Origin of the sequence: Haloprofundus halobius (genome assembly GCF_020097835.1) — an archaeon.
Classification (GTDB): Archaea; Halobacteriota; Halobacteria; order Halobacteriales; family Haloferacaceae; genus Haloprofundus; species Haloprofundus halobius.
Genome location: NZ_CP083666.1, coordinates 2,166,956 through 2,187,752, shown reverse-complemented (window position 1 = coordinate 2,187,752; position 20,797 = coordinate 2,166,956). Strand labels below are relative to the sequence as shown.

Annotated in this window: 18 protein-coding genes; 12 read left to right on the top strand and 6 right to left on the bottom strand. The window is 56.0% G+C overall.

Going from position 1 to position 20,797, the window contains the following annotated elements; genetic code table 11:
• Positions 1 to 63 precede the first annotated feature (63 nt).
• Both LAQ74_RS11450 and LAQ74_RS11445 read left to right on the top strand, forming a co-directional pair.
• A complete protein-coding gene (locus tag LAQ74_RS11450) occupies positions 64 to 846 on the top strand; it encodes a hypothetical protein (protein ID WP_224332677.1) in 783 nt (260 codons plus the stop codon).
• Positions 847 to 1,096: 250 nt separating this feature from the next.
• Positions 1,097 to 1,693, top strand: coding sequence for an LURP-one-related/scramblase family protein (locus tag LAQ74_RS11445; protein ID WP_224332676.1), 597 nt, complete (start codon positions 1,097 to 1,099; stop codon positions 1,691 to 1,693).
• A 190-nt stretch (positions 1,694 to 1,883) separates the two neighbouring features.
• On the opposite strand, the gene LAQ74_RS11440 is transcribed toward LAQ74_RS11445, so the two are convergent.
• Positions 1,884 to 4,553, bottom strand: coding sequence for a type IV secretory system conjugative DNA transfer family protein (locus LAQ74_RS11440; RefSeq protein ID WP_224332675.1), 2,670 nt, complete (start codon positions 4,551 to 4,553; stop codon positions 1,884 to 1,886).
• A 117-nt stretch (positions 4,554 to 4,670) separates the two neighbouring features.
• On the opposite strand from LAQ74_RS11440, the gene LAQ74_RS11435 reads away from it, so the two are divergent.
• The 5 genes from LAQ74_RS11435 (at position 4,671) to LAQ74_RS11415 (ending at position 10,192) form a co-directional block, all read left to right on the top strand.
• Positions 4,671 to 5,180 (top strand): hypothetical protein, encoded by a 510-nt coding sequence (locus LAQ74_RS11435; protein ID WP_224332674.1) that lies wholly within the window; start codon positions 4,671 to 4,673, stop codon positions 5,178 to 5,180.
• Positions 5,181 to 6,472: 1,292 nt separating this feature from the next.
• Positions 6,473 to 7,852 carry an AAA family ATPase gene (locus LAQ74_RS11430; protein ID WP_224332673.1) on the top strand — a complete coding sequence of 460 codons (1,380 nt, stop codon included), beginning with the start codon at positions 6,473 to 6,475 and terminating at the stop codon, positions 7,850 to 7,852.
• A 406-nt stretch (positions 7,853 to 8,258) separates the two neighbouring features.
• Complete coding sequence (locus tag LAQ74_RS11425) at positions 8,259 to 8,525, top strand: AbrB/MazE/SpoVT family DNA-binding domain-containing protein (protein ID WP_224332672.1); 267 nt, start codon at positions 8,259 to 8,261, stop codon at positions 8,523 to 8,525.
• A 3-nt stretch (positions 8,526 to 8,528) separates the two neighbouring features.
• Positions 8,529 to 8,930, top strand: coding sequence for a PIN domain-containing protein (locus LAQ74_RS11420; RefSeq protein ID WP_224332671.1), 402 nt, complete (start codon positions 8,529 to 8,531; stop codon positions 8,928 to 8,930).
• Between the two features lie 284 nt (positions 8,931 to 9,214).
• Positions 9,215 to 10,192: an HNH endonuclease signature motif containing protein gene (locus LAQ74_RS11415; RefSeq protein WP_224332670.1), complete on the top strand. Its 978-nt coding sequence runs from the start codon at positions 9,215 to 9,217 to the stop codon at positions 10,190 to 10,192.
• Positions 10,193 to 10,350: 158 nt separating this feature from the next.
• Here LAQ74_RS11415 and LAQ74_RS11410 read toward each other — a convergent pair whose 3' ends face one another.
• Both LAQ74_RS11410 and LAQ74_RS11405 read right to left on the bottom strand, forming a co-directional pair.
• Positions 10,351 to 11,538: a flavin-containing monooxygenase gene (locus LAQ74_RS11410; RefSeq protein ID WP_224332669.1), complete on the bottom strand. Its 1,188-nt coding sequence runs from the start codon at positions 11,536 to 11,538 to the stop codon at positions 10,351 to 10,353.
• Positions 11,539 to 11,702: 164 nt separating this feature from the next.
• Positions 11,703 to 12,515: a helix-turn-helix transcriptional regulator gene (locus LAQ74_RS11405; RefSeq protein ID WP_224332668.1), complete on the bottom strand. Its 813-nt coding sequence runs from the start codon at positions 12,513 to 12,515 to the stop codon at positions 11,703 to 11,705.
• Positions 12,516 to 13,177: 662 nt separating this feature from the next.
• Here LAQ74_RS11405 and LAQ74_RS11400 point away from each other — a divergent pair.
• From LAQ74_RS11400 to LAQ74_RS20375, 5 genes are all read left to right on the top strand, one after another.
• On the top strand, positions 13,178 to 14,074 hold the full coding sequence (locus LAQ74_RS11400) for a DNA-binding protein (protein ID WP_224332667.1): 897 nt from the start codon (positions 13,178 to 13,180) through the stop codon (positions 14,072 to 14,074).
• 199 nt (positions 14,075 to 14,273) lie between these two features.
• Entirely contained in the window at positions 14,274 to 15,686 is a 1,413-nt protein-coding gene (locus LAQ74_RS11395; protein ID WP_224332666.1) for an ATP-binding protein, read from the top strand.
• 1,310 nt (positions 15,687 to 16,996) lie between these two features.
• Positions 16,997 to 17,524: a DUF7342 family protein gene (locus LAQ74_RS11390; RefSeq protein WP_224332665.1), complete on the top strand. Its 528-nt coding sequence runs from the start codon at positions 16,997 to 16,999 to the stop codon at positions 17,522 to 17,524.
• Positions 17,525 to 17,974, top strand: a complete 450-nt coding sequence (locus LAQ74_RS11385; protein ID WP_224332664.1) for a toxin-antitoxin system TumE family protein — start codon at positions 17,525 to 17,527, stop codon at positions 17,972 to 17,974. It abuts the gene before it with no gap.
• Positions 17,959 to 18,273 carry a zincin-like metallopeptidase domain-containing protein gene (locus tag LAQ74_RS20375; protein ID WP_255647676.1) on the top strand — a complete coding sequence of 105 codons (315 nt, stop codon included), beginning with the start codon at positions 17,959 to 17,961 and terminating at the stop codon, positions 18,271 to 18,273. The genes LAQ74_RS11385 and LAQ74_RS20375 overlap by 16 nt, the downstream gene beginning before the upstream one ends.
• Positions 18,274 to 18,290: 17 nt before the next feature.
• On the opposite strand, the gene LAQ74_RS11375 is transcribed toward LAQ74_RS20375, so the two are convergent.
• The 3 genes from LAQ74_RS11375 to LAQ74_RS11365 all read right to left on the bottom strand — a co-directional run bounded on the left by LAQ74_RS11375 (position 18,291) and on the right by LAQ74_RS11365 (position 20,654).
• Positions 18,291 to 18,578: a DUF3006 domain-containing protein gene (locus LAQ74_RS11375; RefSeq protein WP_224332662.1), complete on the bottom strand. Its 288-nt coding sequence runs from the start codon at positions 18,576 to 18,578 to the stop codon at positions 18,291 to 18,293.
• Positions 18,575 to 20,032, bottom strand: a complete 1,458-nt coding sequence (locus LAQ74_RS11370) for a lamin tail domain-containing protein (RefSeq protein ID WP_224332661.1) — start codon at positions 20,030 to 20,032, stop codon at positions 18,575 to 18,577. The genes LAQ74_RS11375 and LAQ74_RS11370 overlap by 4 nt, the downstream gene beginning before the upstream one ends.
• A 223-nt stretch (positions 20,033 to 20,255) precedes the next feature.
• Positions 20,256 to 20,654 (bottom strand): DUF7344 domain-containing protein, encoded by a 399-nt coding sequence (locus tag LAQ74_RS11365; RefSeq protein ID WP_224332660.1) that lies wholly within the window; start codon positions 20,652 to 20,654, stop codon positions 20,256 to 20,258.
• Between the last annotated feature and the right edge of the window lie 143 nt (positions 20,655 to 20,797).

Sequence of the window (20,797 nt, the reverse complement as noted above, 5' to 3'; positions counted from 1 at the left end):
TACTTCGAATACTTGAAAGTAGGTTTATCACCCCATGAGGAGACTTAGCATGGTGGATTACAGATGTCAATTGACAAAGAAATAACGACAGTCGGTCCTTCTGAACGGTATTTTTCGAATCTTGGGGCCTTGACAGCGATTCTGGGACTTGGTGTCTATAGTGTGTCGGCCTACTTACACCCGTTTACGCCGCCCCACCATACACGTGATGCCTTCTCGGATTACGCGGTCGAATCGCTTTGGGCAATTTACCACCTCGGAGAGTTCCTCGGCATGCTATTGATGGGTGCCGCTATCATCTCCCTGGCCTTCCGCCTCCGCAGAGGAGTTTCCGGGGTGTGGGCGACGCTTGGTGGTGCTGCGATGGTGGTGTGTGTGGGCGTTTACGGCATTTTCGCCGCGGTTGACGGCGTCGCCCTCGGGGTCATGGTTGATCGATGGGCGGCGGCGGGCCCCGAACAACAGGAATTGCTCTACGAGACGGCCTTTGCAGTACGGCAAATCGAAGGCGGACTCTTCAGTATCCAGTGGTTCATGTTTGGTATCGCAGCGGGGCTCTTCGCGGGGGCGTTCTTCACAAGTTCCGAGTCGTCGGCTCGTCTTGACTGGTTTAGTGGCATGGGAATTTTGAGTGCCATGGCCAGTCTCGGAGCACTCTCCTTTGCGATCGTGCAAGCCCATGGGTACACCGATCTGTCGATGACATTCCAGACTGGGTTGATGCCGGGCGTAATTTGGATCGTCGCCGTTGGAGTGTTCCTCTACCGGCACCCTGTTCACATCCAGACCCTTAGTGAGGCTTCCTCCCGAGAGGACGACGAGGAACGTCACGACCCAGCTAGCTGAAGGCGTTGAGACCTCTTTGCGCCGCCTGAATATTTGAAAATTTGAGGGTGACTTGAAGGCCGGTTAGTCCCCTCCCGTGTAGTTCAGAATCGGGGGGTAACTCCTGTGTACTGCCTACGCGCGATCTCGTAGACGGTCGAAGGAGTGGTAAGTACAGAGAGACTTCTGGGATAATAGTTCGAGGACCGCCCATTTTGAAACGTATCGGCCTGAACAGAAGGGTTTTCAGAATGTAGTTCACGAGTTACCTATGGTCGAGCCCTCCAAATTCGAGTCGGGGACCTACGATATCTCCACGGTCGATCTCGACGACGACCGTTACGAGGTCAAACAGTCCGCGATCCGGAACAAGTACGTCGTCCGCGACAGCGCTGGCAACGTCGTCCTGCGCGGGAAGCAGAAGCTGTTCAAGCTGAAAGAGGAGTTCCCGTTCGTAACTGGCGACGGCGAGGACGCGTTTACTGTGAAGGCTGGCGGCATTATGGACGTCGCAGGGAACTACGCCATCAGAGATGCGGGCACCGGCGAAGAGGTCGTCGTCCTCGACGAGGACTTCTCGCTGTTCGTGGAGAACTGGACGGTTCGAGACCCCGAGACGGGAGAGCCGCTAGCGACCATTCAATCTAAAAACAAGGTCCTCTCGGCACTCCGACACCTCATCTCCGTGGCGAACTTCGTTCCGAACAAGTACGAGATATTCGACGCCGACGGAAACCACGTCGGCGACATCGAGGGGCAGTTCTCGCTGCGGGACACCTACACGGTCAGCATCGACGACGCCAGCAACGTCCCGAAAGAGGCGGTGATCGCCGCCGCGTGTATCCTTGACGCCCTCGAAAACCAGTAAGCTAACATCCCTGACGCTGCAGTCACGGGGTTACTCTCCAGTTGGGGTCGTCGTAGGGTCTTTCACTAGGTGGTATTTTCACGGTTGCACAACAGAATAGCCGATTGATTTTGTGTATCCACTCTCTGTATTCATCACGGTTTTCTGTCATATTCTAGGGGTTCAAACAGAGTCATTATCTCGCTGACACCTACCGAAGCAACGTATCCCGAACGTATCGCATTGTCCCAATCTCACTCAGTCCTGGTTGGTCGATACTGAATCGTTGCGGCGGCGAATTACGGCTGTAGGTCTTTTCGACACGCGGCTCACCCTCAGGTGGGTCGTTGAGCATCTCGATGATGTCGTGGGCATCATCTCGCGTCCGAACAATCCAAATCGCGGCTTCGGGGTCGAACGCTGCCATCTTGTCGAAGTCTTCGGGGATGGCGCGACGCCGGTCGTTATTGATGCGTTCGGCTTCGAGGGTCACGACAACTTCCCCGTCCTCGTCGAGACAGACGGCGTCGAGACGGTGGTCGTCATTCTCGTCGCTGTAGTAGGTGACGACCTCGACTGCCTCCGACTCCGGATTCTCGACGAACGCCTGTTCGAGATACTGTCGTCCCACTTCGACCATCGCCACGTGTAGACTCGACTCGCTGAGGTCACCTCGGCCATCGCCGTGCGCGATCCCCTCGCGGTGACCTACTTGGATTTCGGCTCGGCCCTCCGGTGTAACGGTGTAGAGTTTGTACGGATGCGTGCAGTCCTCGTTGAGTAGTCCGTCATCGATGAGTTCGTCGACGGCGTCGCGCTCAATACCGACGTACTCGATGAGTCGGACCATACTATCGCGGGTGATGTCGTACTCCCACTCGGTATCGTAGCGCTTCTGGTGAGCGTTGTAGACGACTTGGAGGAACGCGAGTTGGCGATCCGTGTACTCGCTTTGACGGCGCTCTGCAGTCGAGAGCTTGAGATTCACATCACAGACAGGGATATCGTCTCGGTCGACCTCGGCGAGTGAGTGACAGCACTGAATCCCGCGAAGGATACCCTGTTGTGTTGGGTCGTATCTCGTTTCACAGTTCTCACAGACGAGTGCGTGTGCGCCGATATCGTACGTAATCGCGTCGGGAAGGCGATTCGTGAGTGGGAATGCCGTGTCCAATGGTGGATGCGAACTGTCGAACTCGTCAGTAGTGAGATTCGTGCTGGAGCGTCCCTCGGGGGCAGAGAGTTCGAGGCCGTAATCGAGGCGTGTCCGGTCACGCACAACGTCGAAGGCCGCATCGAACGCGGTTTGGCCTGCGTGTCCGAGTGGGTTGTCTCCGTCTGGGTGGCCTGGTGGGAGTGGTGCCGACCCCACGAGGAACGGTCGTGGTTCGGATTCGTCGAACGGCGCAGGGAGACTGACGAGCCACTGGCCACGACGGAGTGCCCGGAGGCGATTTCCAACGTCCTTTGCGTCCATGTCCGCGGTGGCGAGTCGACGAGTGAGGTCACGGTCGACGGCGACGTTCCCCGTGACGATCGTCGAGACGTTGTTCAACAGTTCCGCGTAGGCTTCGCGCGACCGCTCTCGGAGTTGGGCGGGAAACTGCATCGAAAGCGTGACTGAGAGGCCGAACGACCGTGATTGGGCGAGTAGATCGGTCATCAGTCCCGTGGCAGCGACTTGGGATGCTTCTTCGAGATAGAGGTTGACGAGTGGATGCTCTTTCGAGTCTGATTCACGGGTACGACGCTGGAGTGCACTCCAGAGTTTCGAGAGGAGGACGAGCGTGATGGCACGGCGACTCTCTGGGCGGAGTCCGCCTGTGTCGATGAGGATGACTGCGTCCTCGTCGATGAGTTTTCGAAAGTCGAGTTCCGGATCCGTGTCGTCCTCGGGAACGTGGTTGAACAGTCGCCCGAGTCGGTCGTCGATTGGGACCTTCTCGATACGGTTTGCGACACCCTGCATCAGTTCGTCAAAGGATCGCTGGCTGTTGGATGCCACACCAGCGAGCATTCCTTGGAGGTCAGGGTCGCTCACTGGTGGTGCGTCGCGTGTCTGGTGCATCCGGCCAGTAACGTGCTGGAACTCACGATGGCTGAAGGCATCTGAGCCGTGGACTGGGTCGAACAGGGCCTTGACGAGATACCGAATGATATCCGGTGAGCGGACCGCTTGCTCAAAACGGTCTCTGCCCATGATGCCCTGCAGGATTTCGATGTAGTGGTCGACGACGTCTTCGACGGCAGTCGTCCGGTCGATGCCTGCATCGAGTTGATCTCGAATATCGAAAAACGAGAGCGCAGGAAGGACGTTCGCACAGTCAAAGTAGTAGACGTTCTCGAGGGTGCCGTATTCGGCGTAGTGTGCTCGGAGATACTCTTCGGGCATCCCGTCGCCTTTCGGGTCGATGAGGATGTCCGCGCCGTCTGTGGCCTCGTGGTTCGCGAGCATCGCGTTGATGAGCGAGGTCGATTTCCCTGAGCCAGTTTTCCCGAACCATGCGAGATGGAGTGGTTGAAGCGATGGTGGAAGGACAAGTGGGTCATCGTCGGGGGTACCGTCCTGGGTGAGTGGGTGGCCGAGTGTGAGGCCTGCTCCGTGGTAGTGTGTGAGTTCGCTTGCTGGGGGTCGTGGTTGTGCAGTTCGTTCCCCGAGTGTTGGGTCGATGGCGCGTTTTGCTGCAGTGGTGAGTGCCGATCCATCGAGGACGGTGAAGTTGCCGAGTTCCTCGGGGTCGGCAATGATGGCTTTCGAGCGCGTCGGTGTCCAGGGAAGTCGCGTTCGGAGGGTGTCGTAGTCGGGTTGGTGGACTGTTTGAGTTCGAACGTCGTCGAGTACGTCACGTGCGCTGCGTTTGGAGTCGGGTGTTCGGACCACGCCAGTAACACCGTAGTTCGTGTGGCCAACGTCGCTTAGTGTCGTGCTGAGTTCCTGGGCGACGCTTTCGGGAGTTGGGGGAGTTACGCTTGAGGTGTTTTCATCCGCGACGGTAGCGTGGTCGATGGCGACGGCGCGGGCGTTTACGACGAACGTATGGCGAGCGTCTCGGGCATCGATCTCTTCGAGGCGAGGTTTTGCGCTATCGGGGATCTGCGTGTTCTCTGGAACCCTGTCTGTGGGTCCGAACAGCGTCGCAACAGCACGCTGTGTGGCGGTGTCCTCACCGTTCTTGAGTTGGTGTTTCCGATAGCTGGCGTCACCACGCCAGTCACGATACGGATAGACAAGTGCTTGGTAGACGACGGGGAGCGGTTGATTGGCCATCGTTTCGACGACGGCGGCGAGCGGGACGCGGGCGGTGTCATCGTCGGCGAAGTCTGCGAGTGGTGTCAGCTGTGTCTGCCAGTCGTCGTAGCGGTCGACGTCGCCACAGAACTCGACTGCAGCGCAGGCTTCTGGGTCGGTGGCGTTGTCGAGTGGGTGTTCGGTGAGTTGTGTTCGCTTGAACTCGTAGGTCTCTGGGAACAACCCTCGGAGTATCCGTTCGAGTTGTGTGAGGAGTGAATCGAGAGATTCTGTCGGTTCAGTTTCTGTGGTCAGGCCAACGTAGTAGGTGACACTCGGGTCTGCGCCACCATCACTAACGAGCAACCATTCGAGAGTGGGCTTGTGGGTGTCGGTGAAGAGCGTGGTGAGCCAGTTGCCGTCGACGCTGTATTCGAGATTGTGGAGGCGTTTCCAGTGTCTTGCGACGGTATTGGGATTGACTGTGTCGTCACTCGGTGTGATCTCGATATATTTGGGAGATTGGTCGTCGATTTCTGTGTCGGGATTTTTAGTAGAAATATCGTCGGTGGCCATTGTCGATAGCTAGAGGTGTTGAATCGTCTGTTTGTGCGCAATTTTGGTGAGTCAGGAATCGGTCATAAATGCTCCTGTCTTCGAACGCCCCCGGCGTCGTCGAGCCCCGCGACTCGCTGCGCGCCTCACGCCGTTCGGTGCTTTCGTCGTCGGGGGGCTGCGACGACACCGGCCCCGTTCATTCCCACCCTGCCGGGAGGTCGGGGTGTCGTGAACGCTGCGTTCCCACCGAATCCGTAGCCTTGTTTTCGAATTCAGTAGTCGGTCAGACCCCCACACCACATTTCGAATGAATTCTCTTCTGAACAAGTGGGTGAGTTAGATTTCCAACGGGGGTCTGTTTGATGCCGGAGACCGAGGTAACGCGTACAACGTATACTGCTGCCGACGACTCACGTATTGTCAGAGAGCCAGAGTTCGAGGAACGCTCCATAGTATAGTATCTTGTGGATTAGGAAATATAATACAATCCAGACACCGCTAGACGTACTTGTCTAGCCATGAGAAGCCAGAAACTAGTGCTGGTTGGATTTTCTGATGCGGATTTATATACTCTGTTCGAAGCGAAGTCGAGATTCTATAAACCCCCTCATTGCATAACCTACAGAACACCGTCTTTCAGATGATTTCTCGCTACTAGTCTGTCTATAGAGTATCTGGTCACCACAGAAAGATCACACATGAACGAAGGGGTCTTGTGTTACTTTCTGAACGCTGAATTCATCTGAAATCCGGTGTGGGTGTGTCTTGTCCATACTGAAGCGACAAGGGAGTCAAACATTCGGTTAGCATTGTAGTGGTGAGTTCACTCGTCAAAGACGTGCTTTGAGACGAATTCAATTGAAATGTGGTGTTGTAACTCAAGCAATTATTCAGCACCACAAATCACCGACAACTGAGAAAGCAGACATCTAGGTGGTCTCTTTCTACGTCTTTCGCTGCTCTATTCAGCTGAACAAGAAAGACCTAAGTCGAATTCATTTGAAATTCGGTATATGGTTTCACAGACGGAACAGCCGTCAACACTCGGTGAGTATGCAGCCGAGCATGGGGCTGTTGCGCACTCTCGTTCTACCGCTCGTGATGATCCACTCTCAGTCCTTGACGAAGAGGACCCGATTTTTGCTAACGAAGACCTGCTCCGTATCGACCATATCCCGGATCACGACAAAATCGTCGGTCGCAACAGTCAGATCGAGACGGTTGCTCGTCGACTCAAACCAACGATCACCGGTGGATCTGGGAAAGGAACTCTCCTCTTAGGCAAATCTGGGTCGGGAAAGACGCTTGTGACTCGGTACGTCAGTCGCGAAGTTGAGGACCGTGCTGCAAACAACGATGTTCGGATCGGACGTGCAGTTATCGATTGCGCCCAACGTCGCTCCGAAGTTCAGACAGTCATTCATCTCGCCAAGAGCCTCAACGACCCCGCAGAAACTGGAATCAAGATCCCCCACTCGGGAATCGCAACAGGGGCTTACTACGACCGTTTGTGGAGCGTAATCGACGCCCTGTACGATGCTGTTATCGTTGTTCTAGACGAAATCGACCGTCTTGCACCGTCCGATGACGGGAAAAACGTCCCTCCAGAGGAAGCTGACGACAGTAAACTGCTCATGCAACTCTCTCGGGCGGGCGAAGAAAACGACGTTGAGGCCAGCATCACCGTCGTCGGTATCAGCAACGACCTCAAATACGGGGATCGACTCGACACTCGCGTTGAGAGTTCGTTCGCACCTGATGAAATCGTGTTCCCAGCGTACGACGCAAATCAACTGGGCGATATACTCGACCGACGACGTGACGCCTACCGCGATGGGGTGCTCTCAGACGCCGTCATCCCACTTTGTTCGGCCTTTTCTGCGCAGGAACACGGCGACGCACGACGTGGTCTCGATCTCTTTCGCTTAGCTGGTGAGGTCGCTCGTGACGACGACGCCGACCAAGTCCGTGAAGAGCATGTCCACGCGGCTAACGACGACGCTGAAGTGACGCGGATACAGGATTTGATTCGCGGATGTCCAACGCAGGCAAAGGTCGCAATCGCCGCTCTTGCTGCCCTTGATGAGTTCACAGAGCGTTCGCATTTCAAGGCGACACAGATGTATCGCGTCTACCGTGGATTCGCTGAGGCAATCGGGATGGCTGTGCTTGGACAGAAACGAATCACTGACCAACTTCGAGAGTACGAAACGCTGAAAATCATCGACATGACTCGGACCAGCGACGGCTACCGGGAGGGAACATATCTCCAACTCTCATTGCTTGACGAGGCAAGTCTCCTCTTACAGTCGGTTGGTCTCGACGATCAGTGTGCCCAGATCCCCATTGATTCGCACATGCGTCGACAGCTTCGAAGCATCGCTAACCAGTAACTGACTACTGTTGTTTGGGTTTCTCCACGTAATGTGAGCCCGGGTTCGATATTTACGACGGCGAGTTTATCAGCCCCCGGAGGAGCGGAGGGCTATTTAGTGCGTCAATTCCCGCGACTCGACAGTCGTATCGCTCGTCTCTGGATTCGGAGTTTGAAATCACTCGGTCGACAGCCTACAGTACCAGTTCCTGTGTCCTGTGACCATCCAACCGCTGACCGAGAAACCCACCTCACCGGAGGCTGGTACATTCGCTCCTGTGAGTACTGTGGAGAGGTGTTGGATCGGCGTCGATTGGCGCAGAGCAGTATGGGCGAGTTAAATGACTAACCTTGGTTCACGGTGTCAGCTAATTGAGTGGGAAGATTTTAGAAAGTTCCCGTATCACGTACTAGTCATACCACCTATGTCGAAGTCTACAGACGAACGCGGACGCATCTACCTCCCGAAAGACGTTCGTGAACGATTCGGAGACAAGTATCGGATCGTCGAACTCCCGAGCCATATCGCGTTGTTCCCCGTCGACGACGACCCACTAGAGGGAATCCGTGCGGCTGTCGGCGACGCCTTCGAGGGGGATGATGCAGACCAACTGAAGTCTGATGCTCGAAAGCGAATCGCACAAGAGGTTGAGGATGAGGCAGCCGAACGTTCATCTGAGCGTGAGGACTAAATTGTGTACGTAGAGACCGATTTTCTGACAGCCTTAGTCAAGGATGAAGACTGGCTTCGTGAATCTTCGCTCCGCGCGCTCGAAGACCGCGACGACATTCACACCTCGATTTTGGCGTATGCAGAGATACTGGTCCTTTTCTACGACCGTGAACAGGCAGCCTATGAGATCGATGCACCACGAGCTATCGCCAACCTTCTGGAGTTAGTTCCGATTCAACCAAGCAAACACGAGGACGCAATTCTCGCTGCAGCAGCGTTTCTGGATGAGTATCAGATGACTCCGTTCGATGCACTCCACGCAGGAATCGCTACGACGAGAGACGGGGCAGTACTCTCCAGCGAGAAAGACTACGATACCATCGGTCTGGACCGACTTCCGTTAGAGACATACCTCGAAGAGTGAGTTCGTATTTGACGAAGTTGTGGAGACTCACAGAGGGGTCATTTCGGGTGCTCATTCGTCTTACACCGAGATCCGTACTGACGCTGCACAGAGAACTGGTACTGAAACCGTTACTGCAATTCCGTGTCGACTTTCGGTGTCTCAACGACCATTATCGTCGAATTCGCCGTTGAGACTAGCAGCGAATTCTGTCCTCTTATGGCAGATGGATGTTTGCGCTGAGTGTGCCCCTCTGACGACTACAAAGTAAACGATCATACGGTAGCCACTCAACAGACAACGCAATGACAGACCGTTTCCGAAGTATCGTCCCGATGTTCGGTGGAGCGACTCGGTACGTTGAAACGTTGAATGCGATTCTCGAATTCGTAGACTCGTATCAGCCAACGACGGACGAGCTTGTTGGCTGGCATCGTGGGACCTTCTCGAACGTCTCTAGCCGAACGTCGATCATGCGGCGTATCAGATATCTCTGGCAGATGGGATTTCTACAGCAGGAAGATGACGGATGGGCACTCGGGTCTTCCGGACGAAAGTACACGCAGAACTACGACACAGCGACACTACTCCAGATTCTGTGTGATCACAACGTCGGCCTCAGAAGTCTTCTCTACGCACTCGCGGTCGCTCCAATGACCATCGAAGAAATCAGCGACCAGCAGCTCGATACCCACCCGGAACTGGGGTGGAGTCGCGGTGAAACGGATATGGCCCACCAACGAGCTAACTGGCTTCGGAGTATGGATCTCGTCGAAAAGGAAGGCGATCTGTACGAGCTCACTACACAGGGCCGTGAGTTCGTTGAGGATGCTGTCGAAACGTGGGCGTCACCATCCACGACAGAGCAGAGTGACGCGATGACGGCCAGCACGTACGAGACCGTAACCTATGCGCGGGCGGTCGACCCGGAGTTTCGTGCAACGGCGCTTGCACGTTATGACCAACAGTGCCCAGTCTCAGGTGTAGACCACCCTGGACTGCTCGACGTCGCACACGTTCTCTCTTGGAGTGACTACCCAGCGTATCGGGCGGATCTTTCGAACGTCTTGGCGCTCAGTAAGACGCATCATGCCGCGTTCGACCGCGAACTCTTCACAATCGACGCCGACTACCGACTGCTCGTAAATCCTACTTTCGAGACTGAGAGTGACCTCCTGAAGCAGACGATTCTGGACCGCGCGGGGGAGCAATTACCCATCTCTGAGGTAGGACTCAGTTCGGAGCATTTGACGCAGCACAACGCGGCGCTTGTGTGGGCGTGAATCGATTGTTGGCTCTCTCATAGCTTTCCTCTGTTGACGTTCTCGGCAACCCCACTCGACGCGTCCCACCTTCCGGAAAGCGTTTCGCGTGAATACACCGAGCCTACCCGTCTGCTCAGAATCGGTTCGAAACTGAAAACAAGCTACCGCCGAACTCCCTACGATTGCTGTGGGAATCTGTCCACCGATCCGGTGGAACTCGGACTCGGATGCTGCTGTCGCGCTCTCGAGGTCAAGTGGTCGACGACATACTCCGCATCTCTGCCGACACCGGTGAATAGCCCCGAAGTCGCGGCGTACAGGAAGAATAGGCCGACGAAATACAGGCCCGGCTCGTCGGGGACGACACCGCGCACATGGATGGGTTCCTTTGGTTGTTCCTTTTCGGCGAAGATCGGGAGGTCAATCCACGAAAAGTCAGGGCGGAAGCCGGTGCACCAGATGACGTTCTTGACATCCAGGACGTCGTCTCCAACGATCGGGCGACCATCGTGGACGCCGGTCGTGCGAGGCACTCGCTTAACGCCGGCTGCCGTTAGGTCACTTGGTTTGACGCGAACCAGTTGGATGCCCTGGGACAGCATCTTCGGGCGCTTCCGGCGTCCGATGGGTGTCCCCGTCGTGAAGATTCTGTGAAAGAGCACGCGCAGTACGAACGGGCCTCCCAGGTGACGGCCGAACCACGAGTCGATGTGGAACGGTACGTTGCCAACGTCCCGACCCGACAACAACGTCTTGTGTTCGTCGGCGACAGGGCGAGACGCTCCGTGTTTCGCTTGCATTTGGCGCTTCGAGTTGACGATGTCGAGGGCGATCTCGGCACCAGAGTTGCCCGCCCCGATGACGAGCACGTCCCCGTCTTGGAGCTGGTCGGGATTGCGGTAGTCACTCGTGTGCAGTTGGAGAATGTCGTCGGAGAGCTCTGAGGCGAAACGAGGAATCTTCGGGACTTGGTAGCTCGCCATCGCCACGATGACGTTGTCCGCCTCGAACCGGCGCTCACCGGCGCTTACGAGGAAGCTATCGCCGCTCCGTTCTAAGCTGTCGACACGGACGCCGAGTTCGATAGGCAGATCGAACCGCTGGGCGTAGCTCTCCAGGTAGTTGGCCACCTCGTCCTTCGTGGGGAAGGCGTAGGGTGAGCCCGGATAGTCCATCCCTGGCAGGCTTGAGTAGCGGGCTGGTGTGAATACCTGAAGGGAATCCCAGCGGGCCCGCCAAGCGTCGCCGATGCGGTCGCTCGCGTCGAGGATGACGAATTCTTCGTCGTGCTGCTGCAGGTAATACCCTGTCACCAGTCCGGCCTGGCCGCCACCGATGACGATGGTATCGTGTCGTTCGGTCATATGGGTTCGTTCCTCGGTAAGCGTACGCGTCGAAGGGACGTGATGATGCCGCGTGCAGGATTTCACGCCCTGAAATCGCGGGTTAGACTGGGTACCTTCTCTGTGTGAGGCCATCGTTTGAGTGGTCTGCCAGTCTCTGATGGCGGTGGTCGTCGTCAGAGGCGTTATGAAGGCGTACGGGATTCGAGAGCGGCGGGGTCTATCGGGGTTGCCTCCGCACGAACCTGTTCGAAGACCGAGATGGCCCACTTTCGGGCCTTCGGGGCGTCGGTGTCGATGACCGCCACGAGTGCCCCAGTTTCGGCGTCGTGGCAGCAGATGCCAGCCCGGTCGTCTACGATGCCGAGACCGCAGCGATTGTCGTCGGGGAGGCTGTCGTGGACGAGGACGGTCGCGTTCTCGCAGGCGGCGACTTCCGTAATCCGGTCCGGATTCCAGGCGAACATTCCTTCTAGGGCCTCGGGCGTGAACACGTACTCGAACGTCATTCCCTTGAGGACCGCGCCACAGGCCGTCTCAAGGTTGCTTGACTTGTAGACGATGTTGTCGAACCCGCGCAACGACGAACTCGACTCAATGAGTTGGCCGAGACGCTCGACGGGCGTGTAGGGGTACCCTGGCCCAGGATAGGAGACCACCGCGTCGGCGAAGAGGTCGACGGAGAATCCCGGCATTTCGACCGGCAGCCACTGCCAGACATCGCGGAGTTTCTCTTCGATTTCCATCGCGTCCCGGAACGTCAGAAACTGGTCGGCGACGTACTCGCCGAGGGGGGTCAGTCCGTATGTGGGGCCGTCCCTGACGAGCCATTTACGTTCGTCGAAGTCGGCGAGTACCCGTCCGACAGTCGGTGAGGAAGCACCAGTAGCTTCACACAGCTCTCGACGGTCAGTCGGTCCGTCGTGTAATGCTTCGAGAATGCCAACACGGTGGGCCGACGCGGCCAAGAACTGGATGTTTCTGGTCCTCGCAGTCATATGTGATATAGGTAGGTGAGGAGCTTAGCGTTTCTACTGCCAGCGAAGACGAGTGACTCTACAATCGAGGAATAGCGTGAACACTCGAAATGACCCCTCTCTTTCTTCCGTAAACAACTCAACACTCGCATCGTCGATTCGTGTTCTGATTTACTCACATCTGATCTCTATTCGCAGAACCATCTGTGTCAAAGCCAGTACTGCTGGCTTTACTGGTGTTGCTCTACGGCTCGCCCCGCTCGCCGCGTGCCGCCTTCTGGTGAGCAGAGCTCACCGACGTCTCGTTCGTGTTACTCACGAGACGTACGCGTCACTCGTACCTTCCCGGTACGCCAGCGGGTGAGGGCGGCAGTTCTTGCGCTCCTGACGGTGCTCAGAACACGCTCACCCTCACTCTGCTGGCCGCTCGCTCCAGGTGCACGCCGGGTCGCTCACTTCGTTCACGCCCCGAGACTCACCTCGCTTCACTCGGTGAGACGGCGCGCGGTGCTGGTTCTGTGTCCTGGCTATGGCGCGCTCTCACTCGCGCCCAGCGGGCGCTCGTGAAGGCGCGAGCGAGAGCGCGCGATGAATGGTTGGTTTGTGTGGACAGCCACGGCTGGAGAGTCGTGGTGTCGGAAGAAGACGCCGAGTGAGCGCCTTCGGAATCTTGGAGAATTCCAATGTCGAGTAAGCACGTAACCAGTAATGTAGTTTCGGTCGATGAACAGGCATTCGAACAGTCGGACGGACAGACGGTCGACGAGGACGGATTCGAGGTCGTCGATGAGACGCCGGAGTTCCAGCCAACGGTACAGATGGAGATTCAGGCGAAAGTCGATGCGAACCACCCAAACGGGATGGTCGACACCAGCGAGGAACGAATCTACGGTGTAACCCTCGAACAAGAAGAGCGCATCAGAGCGCGGGAAACTGAGTTGGAGCGTATTAGTGCCCGAGCGACGTTCGGAACGCAGGACGGTCGTGAGAAGCGGACGCGAGAGGTCGTTGCACAACAGAGCGCAGCACGGCGTGTGGAGTTCCAGCGGCGTGCGGCGAGCGTGAATCCGGTGTTCGACCCGGATCGTCCGGACCCTCGTGTCGAGATTTCCCAAGAGCAGTTGGCGGCGGTGAACACTCAAGCGATGCGATTAGCAGAGAAGTTGGATGGGTGGTCGCAGGCGGCGGTCAGTCGGCGGTTGGCCGAAGTCGTGGTCGATGGGAAAGATATGATGAGCGCAGTCGTCGGGGTGTTCGAGGAGTTGCAGACGGCACCTGGGCACGTGGTTCCGATTGGGAAGCTTGAGGACGTGAATCGAAGAGAGGTGAGCATCGAAGGACGTGTCGAGACGTTGTGGGAGCCGAGTTCTCCAAAGATTGCGCAGGTGGGACTGATCTGTGATGAGAGTGGGAAGACGAAAGTGACCGTCTGGGAGCGTTCAAATCAGCCGTGGATGAGCGAGGGCGAGCGGGTTCGGATTCATGGTGCAGCGCGGAATTGGTACAATGGGCGTGTTTCGTTGGCGGTGACCGGCTGGAGTACGGTGTTGTTCCCTGAGCGTGACCGGTGGTGGGAGTAGGCTGAGGAAGGCAGTTCTTTCTTTTTCTTTGCCAGACCGGCCCAAACCCCACCTCCCCACCCACCGCTCCCGGCTTCCCTCCGGTCAGCCGGCAGCCACAACCTCGTTACTGGCTGAGAGCTGGAGTGACACTTGCGTTCAGGTACTACTCTGAAGCCGCAACCTCTAAGTCATTACCGTAGTTATGATTATTTAGAGTATGACCTTTTTCGACCGGGTTGAGGAACTCAACGCACTCACGTCAGCGTTTGAATCTCCAAACTCTGATTTTGTTGTTGTCTACGGACGACGCCGCGTCGGCAAGACAGAACTACTCAAAGAATTCTGTGTTGAACGGCCACACATCTACTTTCTTGCCGCACAGGAAGCCGAGAATCGGCAACGTGAAAAGTTCGTTGAGCAAGTCGCGAGCTACTTCGACGAACGCGTTCCACGAATTGACGGTTGGGACGACGCCTTCGAATACCTTGCAGAAAAGCTCCACGCCGACGACCTGGTAGTCGTCATCGACGAATTCCCGTATCTCGTTGCAGAGAATGACTCGATTCCATCATACTTGCAAGGATTCGTCGACGAGCACCTCCAAGAGACAGACTCGATGCTGGTCCTCTGTGGCTCGAGCGTAAGCACGATGGAGTCAGAAGTGCTCGGCCACGAAAGTCCGTTATACGGCCGCCGTACCGCACAACTTGATGTACAGCCCTTCTCATTCAAACAGGCACGAGAGGTCATCGCCTACGATGCCGTGGATGCAGTTCGTTCATACGCGATTACCGGTGGGACACCGATGTACCTCACGCTCTTTGACTACGAGCAGTCACTCCGAGAAAACGTCCGATCGCAGATATTGTCGCCGACAGCGGTGTTGTACAACGAACCAGAGTTCCTGCTTCGAACCGAGCTTCGCAGTCCAGCCCGGTATATGAGTATCCTCGAAGCAATCGCACTCGGGCATACAACACCAAACGAGATTTCAGGGACGACTGGCATAAACCCGGGCCCACTCTCAAAATATTTGCAGACGCTTCGGCGGCTGCGGCTCATCGAGCGGGAAGTCCCTGTAACTGCGTCGGGCAAGAAGTCAAAGCGATCACGGTATGGGATTGCCGACGAGTTCCTCCGATTCTGGTTTCGGTACGTTGAGCCGAATCGTTCGAGCATTGAGGAGGCGCCTGCTGTCGTCTATGACGGAACGATTGCACCTGATCTCCCAACTCACGTCGCAACCACGTTCGAAGACGTGTGTCAGGAAGCCGTCTGGGAATCGATTCGACGCGGTGAGTTCGAGCCGTATTCAGAAGTTGGGCGATGGTGGTACAAAGAAGACGAAATCGATATTGTTGGGCTTGCGCCGAACGACGACCGGATACTGCTTGCTGAATGTAAGTGGACGTCAGAACCTGTCGGAGACGCGCTTGTTGAGAATTTACGCGCGAAAGCGGGGAACGTCCGGTGGGGACCAAGTGATCGGGAAGAGCAATTCGCGCTGTTTTCGAAGCGTGGCTTCGTAGACGGTCTCGAAGAAGATCTTCCCGAAACGTGGTCACTATTCACGCTCGAAGATATTGACACTATGTTTTCTCACGAAGAGGTCTCGCGACGGCAAACGTGAAGTGCCTCGGGGTCAAGCCCTGAGGCACTCGCCTATATGTAGAAAAAGCCGATCACTTACTTGATTTCGATTGGACGTTCGTTTGTGACGCTCGTTGGGTATCTCGCCGTTCTCGACCCCCATGGCGCTTCAATCTCACAAAGGTTCGTCCGAATTATGCCGATAATCTCGGTGGCGAATCGCCGAGTTACGATGCTTCAACCCCACAAGGGTTCGTCTGAATCAAGCGTGACCGTCGGCCCGTCGGGCGCGCTGAGGGGCTTCAACCCCACAAGGGTTCGTCTGAATCTATTTCGTCCTTCCAACCCTCACAGCGGTCTCTGTATTTCTTGGTGCATTCTTGCTGGCGTATCGAGCCGACACAGAGTGGTATCAAGAGCATCGAAGTCGACTTCTGGGCGCAGTTACAGGCGCATTTGTCGGGTTGCTGCTCGGCTTCATTGGATTGATCGCCTACGGCGGATACCTTGCTGCGACAGAAACCAATTTCAGCGTCAGTGGTGCACCAGGAATCGTTATTGCCGTGTGTCTTTGCACGATCGCAGGTTACGCACTCTCTGACACCGAGCGTAGCGCTGACCGATCTGTAGAATTCATCGTACTCCTGATTTTGTCACTTCTCGCACTCAACTTACTGGCGGTCCTCAGCATAATTTACTGGCGGCCCTCAGCATGGCCGTACTAAGCGTAGTCGGAGTACCGCTGTTTGGATTTTCAACCTCGTTCATTCTCCCGCTTGCATTGAGTCTGTTAGCACTCGGGTTGGCTGGCTACCTCGCATATGGAGTCAAAACGACCGTTTATCAACGGTTTACTGGACGCTTCTGAGTCTCTGGCCTCAAGAGGGCATACGTCGATTGACCAACCCGAGTTACAAGTAAACTTCTTGACTGTATTGAATCAAACATGAGAGACACTCATGCTTCTAGTCTTGGAGGTGTGCGTTCGACCGACCGACCGATCGGCAGTACTCTCCGTTCTCGAAGTTGTACCGACGTTCGAGATCTCGAATGGTCTTCTTGAAATTCATGGTGCTTACGTGAACGAATGGTTCGATGACGTACAAATATGATGCTGCATCTGTGGTCTCTCGCGGGAGGAGTTAGATCTGGAGCGGAGTGAGCACGTCCGGCAGGTCGGAAAGGCAGTCGCAATGCTGCGTGATACAGAATCGAGCGCATACCCGCGTCTTTAGGCGCGGGAGGAGGTCAATAAGACCGAATCTGCCCTTCTAGGGACCCAACCCCAGAACACTCACACATATATGAGTTATCCAAAGATATATTGAGATCAGCCGCCTACAGATTGGTATGACCGAGTTCGATCCGGCCCCCGCGTCCAGCGATGCTCAGCGACGGTGGCAGATGGGAACAGACACGTTTGGTCGTGTCTACGACGTCGTCCTCGGGGTCACCTCTCCGACTGCGTACACCGAAATCGCTGAGCTTGCGGACTGCTCTCCAAACGCCGCGAAAAAGCATCTCGACCGTTTGGCGGAGATGGGCATCGCCCGAGCCGATAGAGACAGCCGCCCGGCAACATACAAACGAAACGAGGGGTATCTCGAATGGCAGGACGCCAGTCGAATCGCAACCGAGCTCTCTGTCGAAGCAATCATCGACCGCGTGGAGGCGCTTGAAGCCCAGCGAACGGAATACGAAGCCCAATTCGAAACGTCAGACCCAACAGCCGTCAACGTGTTTGATCACGATAGTCACGAAACCATTCACGAGCGGATGACCGCAGTCAGCGAGTGGCAGGGCGTGATTCGCGACATCAGGCTGTACGAACTTGCTCGCCAGCTCTCCCAGAACGACGGGCATCTGATTCCAGCGTAGATGAGTCAGCCACCGGAGGATCCGGCCCCACACTCGACAGGCCCACCGGATCGACAGACGCTGCGCCTGCTGGAGCGGCACCTGTCGTCGGATTTACTCGTCGCCGAGACTGCGTTCGACCCGGATACGTACGAACCCCGACTGCTTCGTGGACTGCTTGACGCTGGACGATACCCAGATTCGGTGACAGCGGCCCGACTCGACATTCGGTGGTTCACGACTGGTGATTTCTCGGTCCACTATGTCGAAGAACACGAGAGCGGGGAACACTGGGAGTGCCGCTGGGATCGCCACCCGAACACGCACAACACCCGGTTGCACTTCCACAAGCCACCGTCTGCGGACGAAATTACTGACCTCGAACTCCCGTCGCTGCATCCACTCGAAGTATACTCCACGGTGCTCACGGCGATAGAGCAACGCATTGAGACAGTATGGTCGTCACAGTAATCGAGGTCAAGCAGAAACCGGACGACGCAGCAGTCGTCGGGACGCTGATTCACGAACTTGCGCATGCGATCCTTCACCAGTCAGCGCTTGACGAAGCAGAGCGAGCGAAGCGGGAGGTCGAAGCAGAGGGAACGGCCTACATTGTCGGTCGGCACTTCGGTCTCGACATGAGTGGCTCTGCGTTGTACCTGACTGCGTGGGAAGGCGACGACCCCGAAGCAGTCGGTGACCGGTTGCAGCGAATCAGTAATACAGCAAAGGAACTTATCAGCCGACTCAAGACAGCCACTACCGAGTGAAAGGAGAGGTATCGAAGTTAGGTTTCGTCCATGTCTTCGCTTGGAAGACGCTGCGAAAGTCGATCGAATCGTCCTTGCGCACTCTCTTTGCGCTCCTGTGTTTGCTCCGAATCGTACTGCAGTTCCGTTACTGTCTCACTTGTATGCTGAACCGAGAAGAGTGCATCCTGATGTTGTCCGTCGACCGGAAGCATCGCTTTGGGGAGGACGATTTCGTCGACGAGGTCGCCGTCTTCTTCGACCAACAGGACCGCGTCGTCCTCTTCGAATCGGTCAAGTACGAGTGTGTATGTCTTTTCGGTCATTCGTAGCTCTCCTCCAGTACCCCAGTCCCGGTATCGTCAGTAACGATCACCGTATCACCGCCGTTGTTCCAGATTGCGCTACTGGATCCCCAGTAGAGCTCTGTGTCTGAATCCGTCCCACTCCCCGTATAGAGTGTTACTTGCGCATCAGGCTCAAGAGTGAAGCCTGAGGGAACGGTATACGTGTGTCCCGCTTCGTCTTCGATGGTCCAACCGGACATATCGAGCGAGTCGTCGCCCGTATTTTCGAAGACGAGATATTCGTCATTGAGGTTCTCGTTGTCATTCCCTTCAGCGTCCGCATGAACGTCTACGAGTGCGAGTGCTGCATCGGTCGACTCGTCAGGAGTCTCAGTTGGCGTCGACGTCTCTGTTCCGCCATCGGTGCCAATTGGCTCTGGGTCGCTGATCCCGCCAGTTAACGTGGTACGCTCTGCAACCGGATCATCGCTTCCCGGTTCGATTGGATCTGCGGAGCGCAGTTCGGTTGGGTCCGTTGTCGCGTTCCGTTGCGTTGAGACGGTGAGGTTCTCACCATCACTCGAAATGACTACATTGCCGTGAACTGCCGTCCAGTAGGCCGGGATCGAACGGTCGGCGAATCGAGTGAGTGTCTCGTTATGTGGATGCCCGTACTGAGAGTCGTAGGCACTAGAGATAACGGCGACCTGTGGCGAACTCGCTTCAAGCAAAGCATCACTACTGCTTGACCGGCTTCCGTGATGACCTGCCTGGAAAACAGTCGCGTTGAGCTTGGAGCCGTATTTCTCGACGAGATACTCCTCACCTTCAGATTCAGCGTCACCAGTAAAGAGGAATCGTTGCTCACCATGTGTCACCATCAGCGCGATACTGTTCTCGTTTCGTTGCCCACCTGCGAGAGGTTCCTCTGGTGGGGCAAGAACAGAGACGTTTACGCCTGCAACGGGGAGTGTGTCGTCCGAGGCAACCTGGTAGAGCGGGACGTCGTATGTCTCTACTGCATCAAGGTACTCTTCGTACGTTTGTGAACTCGACGAGAGTCCAGGATCGTAGACGGCACCAACACCATTAGCTTGTGTTTCGTAGTACTCGATAACGGCCGCGTGCCCACCAATATGATCAGCGTCTGCGTGTGATGTGACGAGGTGATCGATTCGGGTGATGTTCTGTTGCTTCAAATACTCGAGGACGTACTCTCCGTCATTACGCCAGTCACCCGTATCGATGAGTATTGTCTCATTCTGTGGCGTGACGATGAGTGTGCTCGCTGACTGCCCCACGTTGATATAATGGACATCTACGGTACCGTTTGCGGTGGATGTTGATTCGGTCGCCGTGTGGGTCGAAGCAGCGGTTGTTGGCGACGTGGTTTCTGATTCTAGTGACGAATCTGTCACCCCACCCCCTGCACATCCTGATACAATGACGAGTAGTGCAACGACGAGAGCAAGGAATGCCCGTTGACCGGTCATACTACTGACTCGGAGGCATCACCGAAAAGTTTCACTAATGTCTTAGTGATATTATGACAGTCACGTCATATACTGAGAAGGCCCTGTTGGAACTCGTCATTTACTGATGATTATTCTTAGGCCGTGGTGAATACAGAGCGCATATCCCGCACAACCTCGTGTTCTGATCCGAGCTATCGAATCGGTAGATCCAGAGGATGCCTACAACGCCACAAGGGGTGGCTTACTCCTCCAGGAAGTCCTGAATGAGGTCGTGTAGTTCTTCGAGCCGATCGTGGGGTCGGTAACGAATCGTCTGTGTGCGGACGTCGTACTCTATGACGCCGGCGTCCGCTAACTTCGGGAGGTGATGATGATGTAGGTCGACCTGCGCGTCGTCGTGGTTCGGCTGTTGGCCACTCTCTCTGGCAAGCTGCGTGAGAAAGACTTTGGTGGCTTCCTCGACCGTGGCGGTCCCCTCCGGCTGGTCTCGCAGGTACTCCAGCAAGTGACGACGGGGACTGTTTGCCAGGATATCCAGCATCGCATCCACCGAGAGTGGTATCTCTTCGAGAGGAGTGTCCTTCATTGAATCCGTCGACTCGGACGCTGAATCATCCGACTCGTCCTCGTTGCTTGTCATTCTCTCCCATCCTGTCGCAAGTAGGAGAGATGAAGAGATAGGGCTTTGGATAGGAGGTCCGCATACCTACTGAACGGCCGTTTCGTCGCTAATTAGGTGGAACAAACGACGACCGTTTGCTGACTACACCCTCTATATCTTGC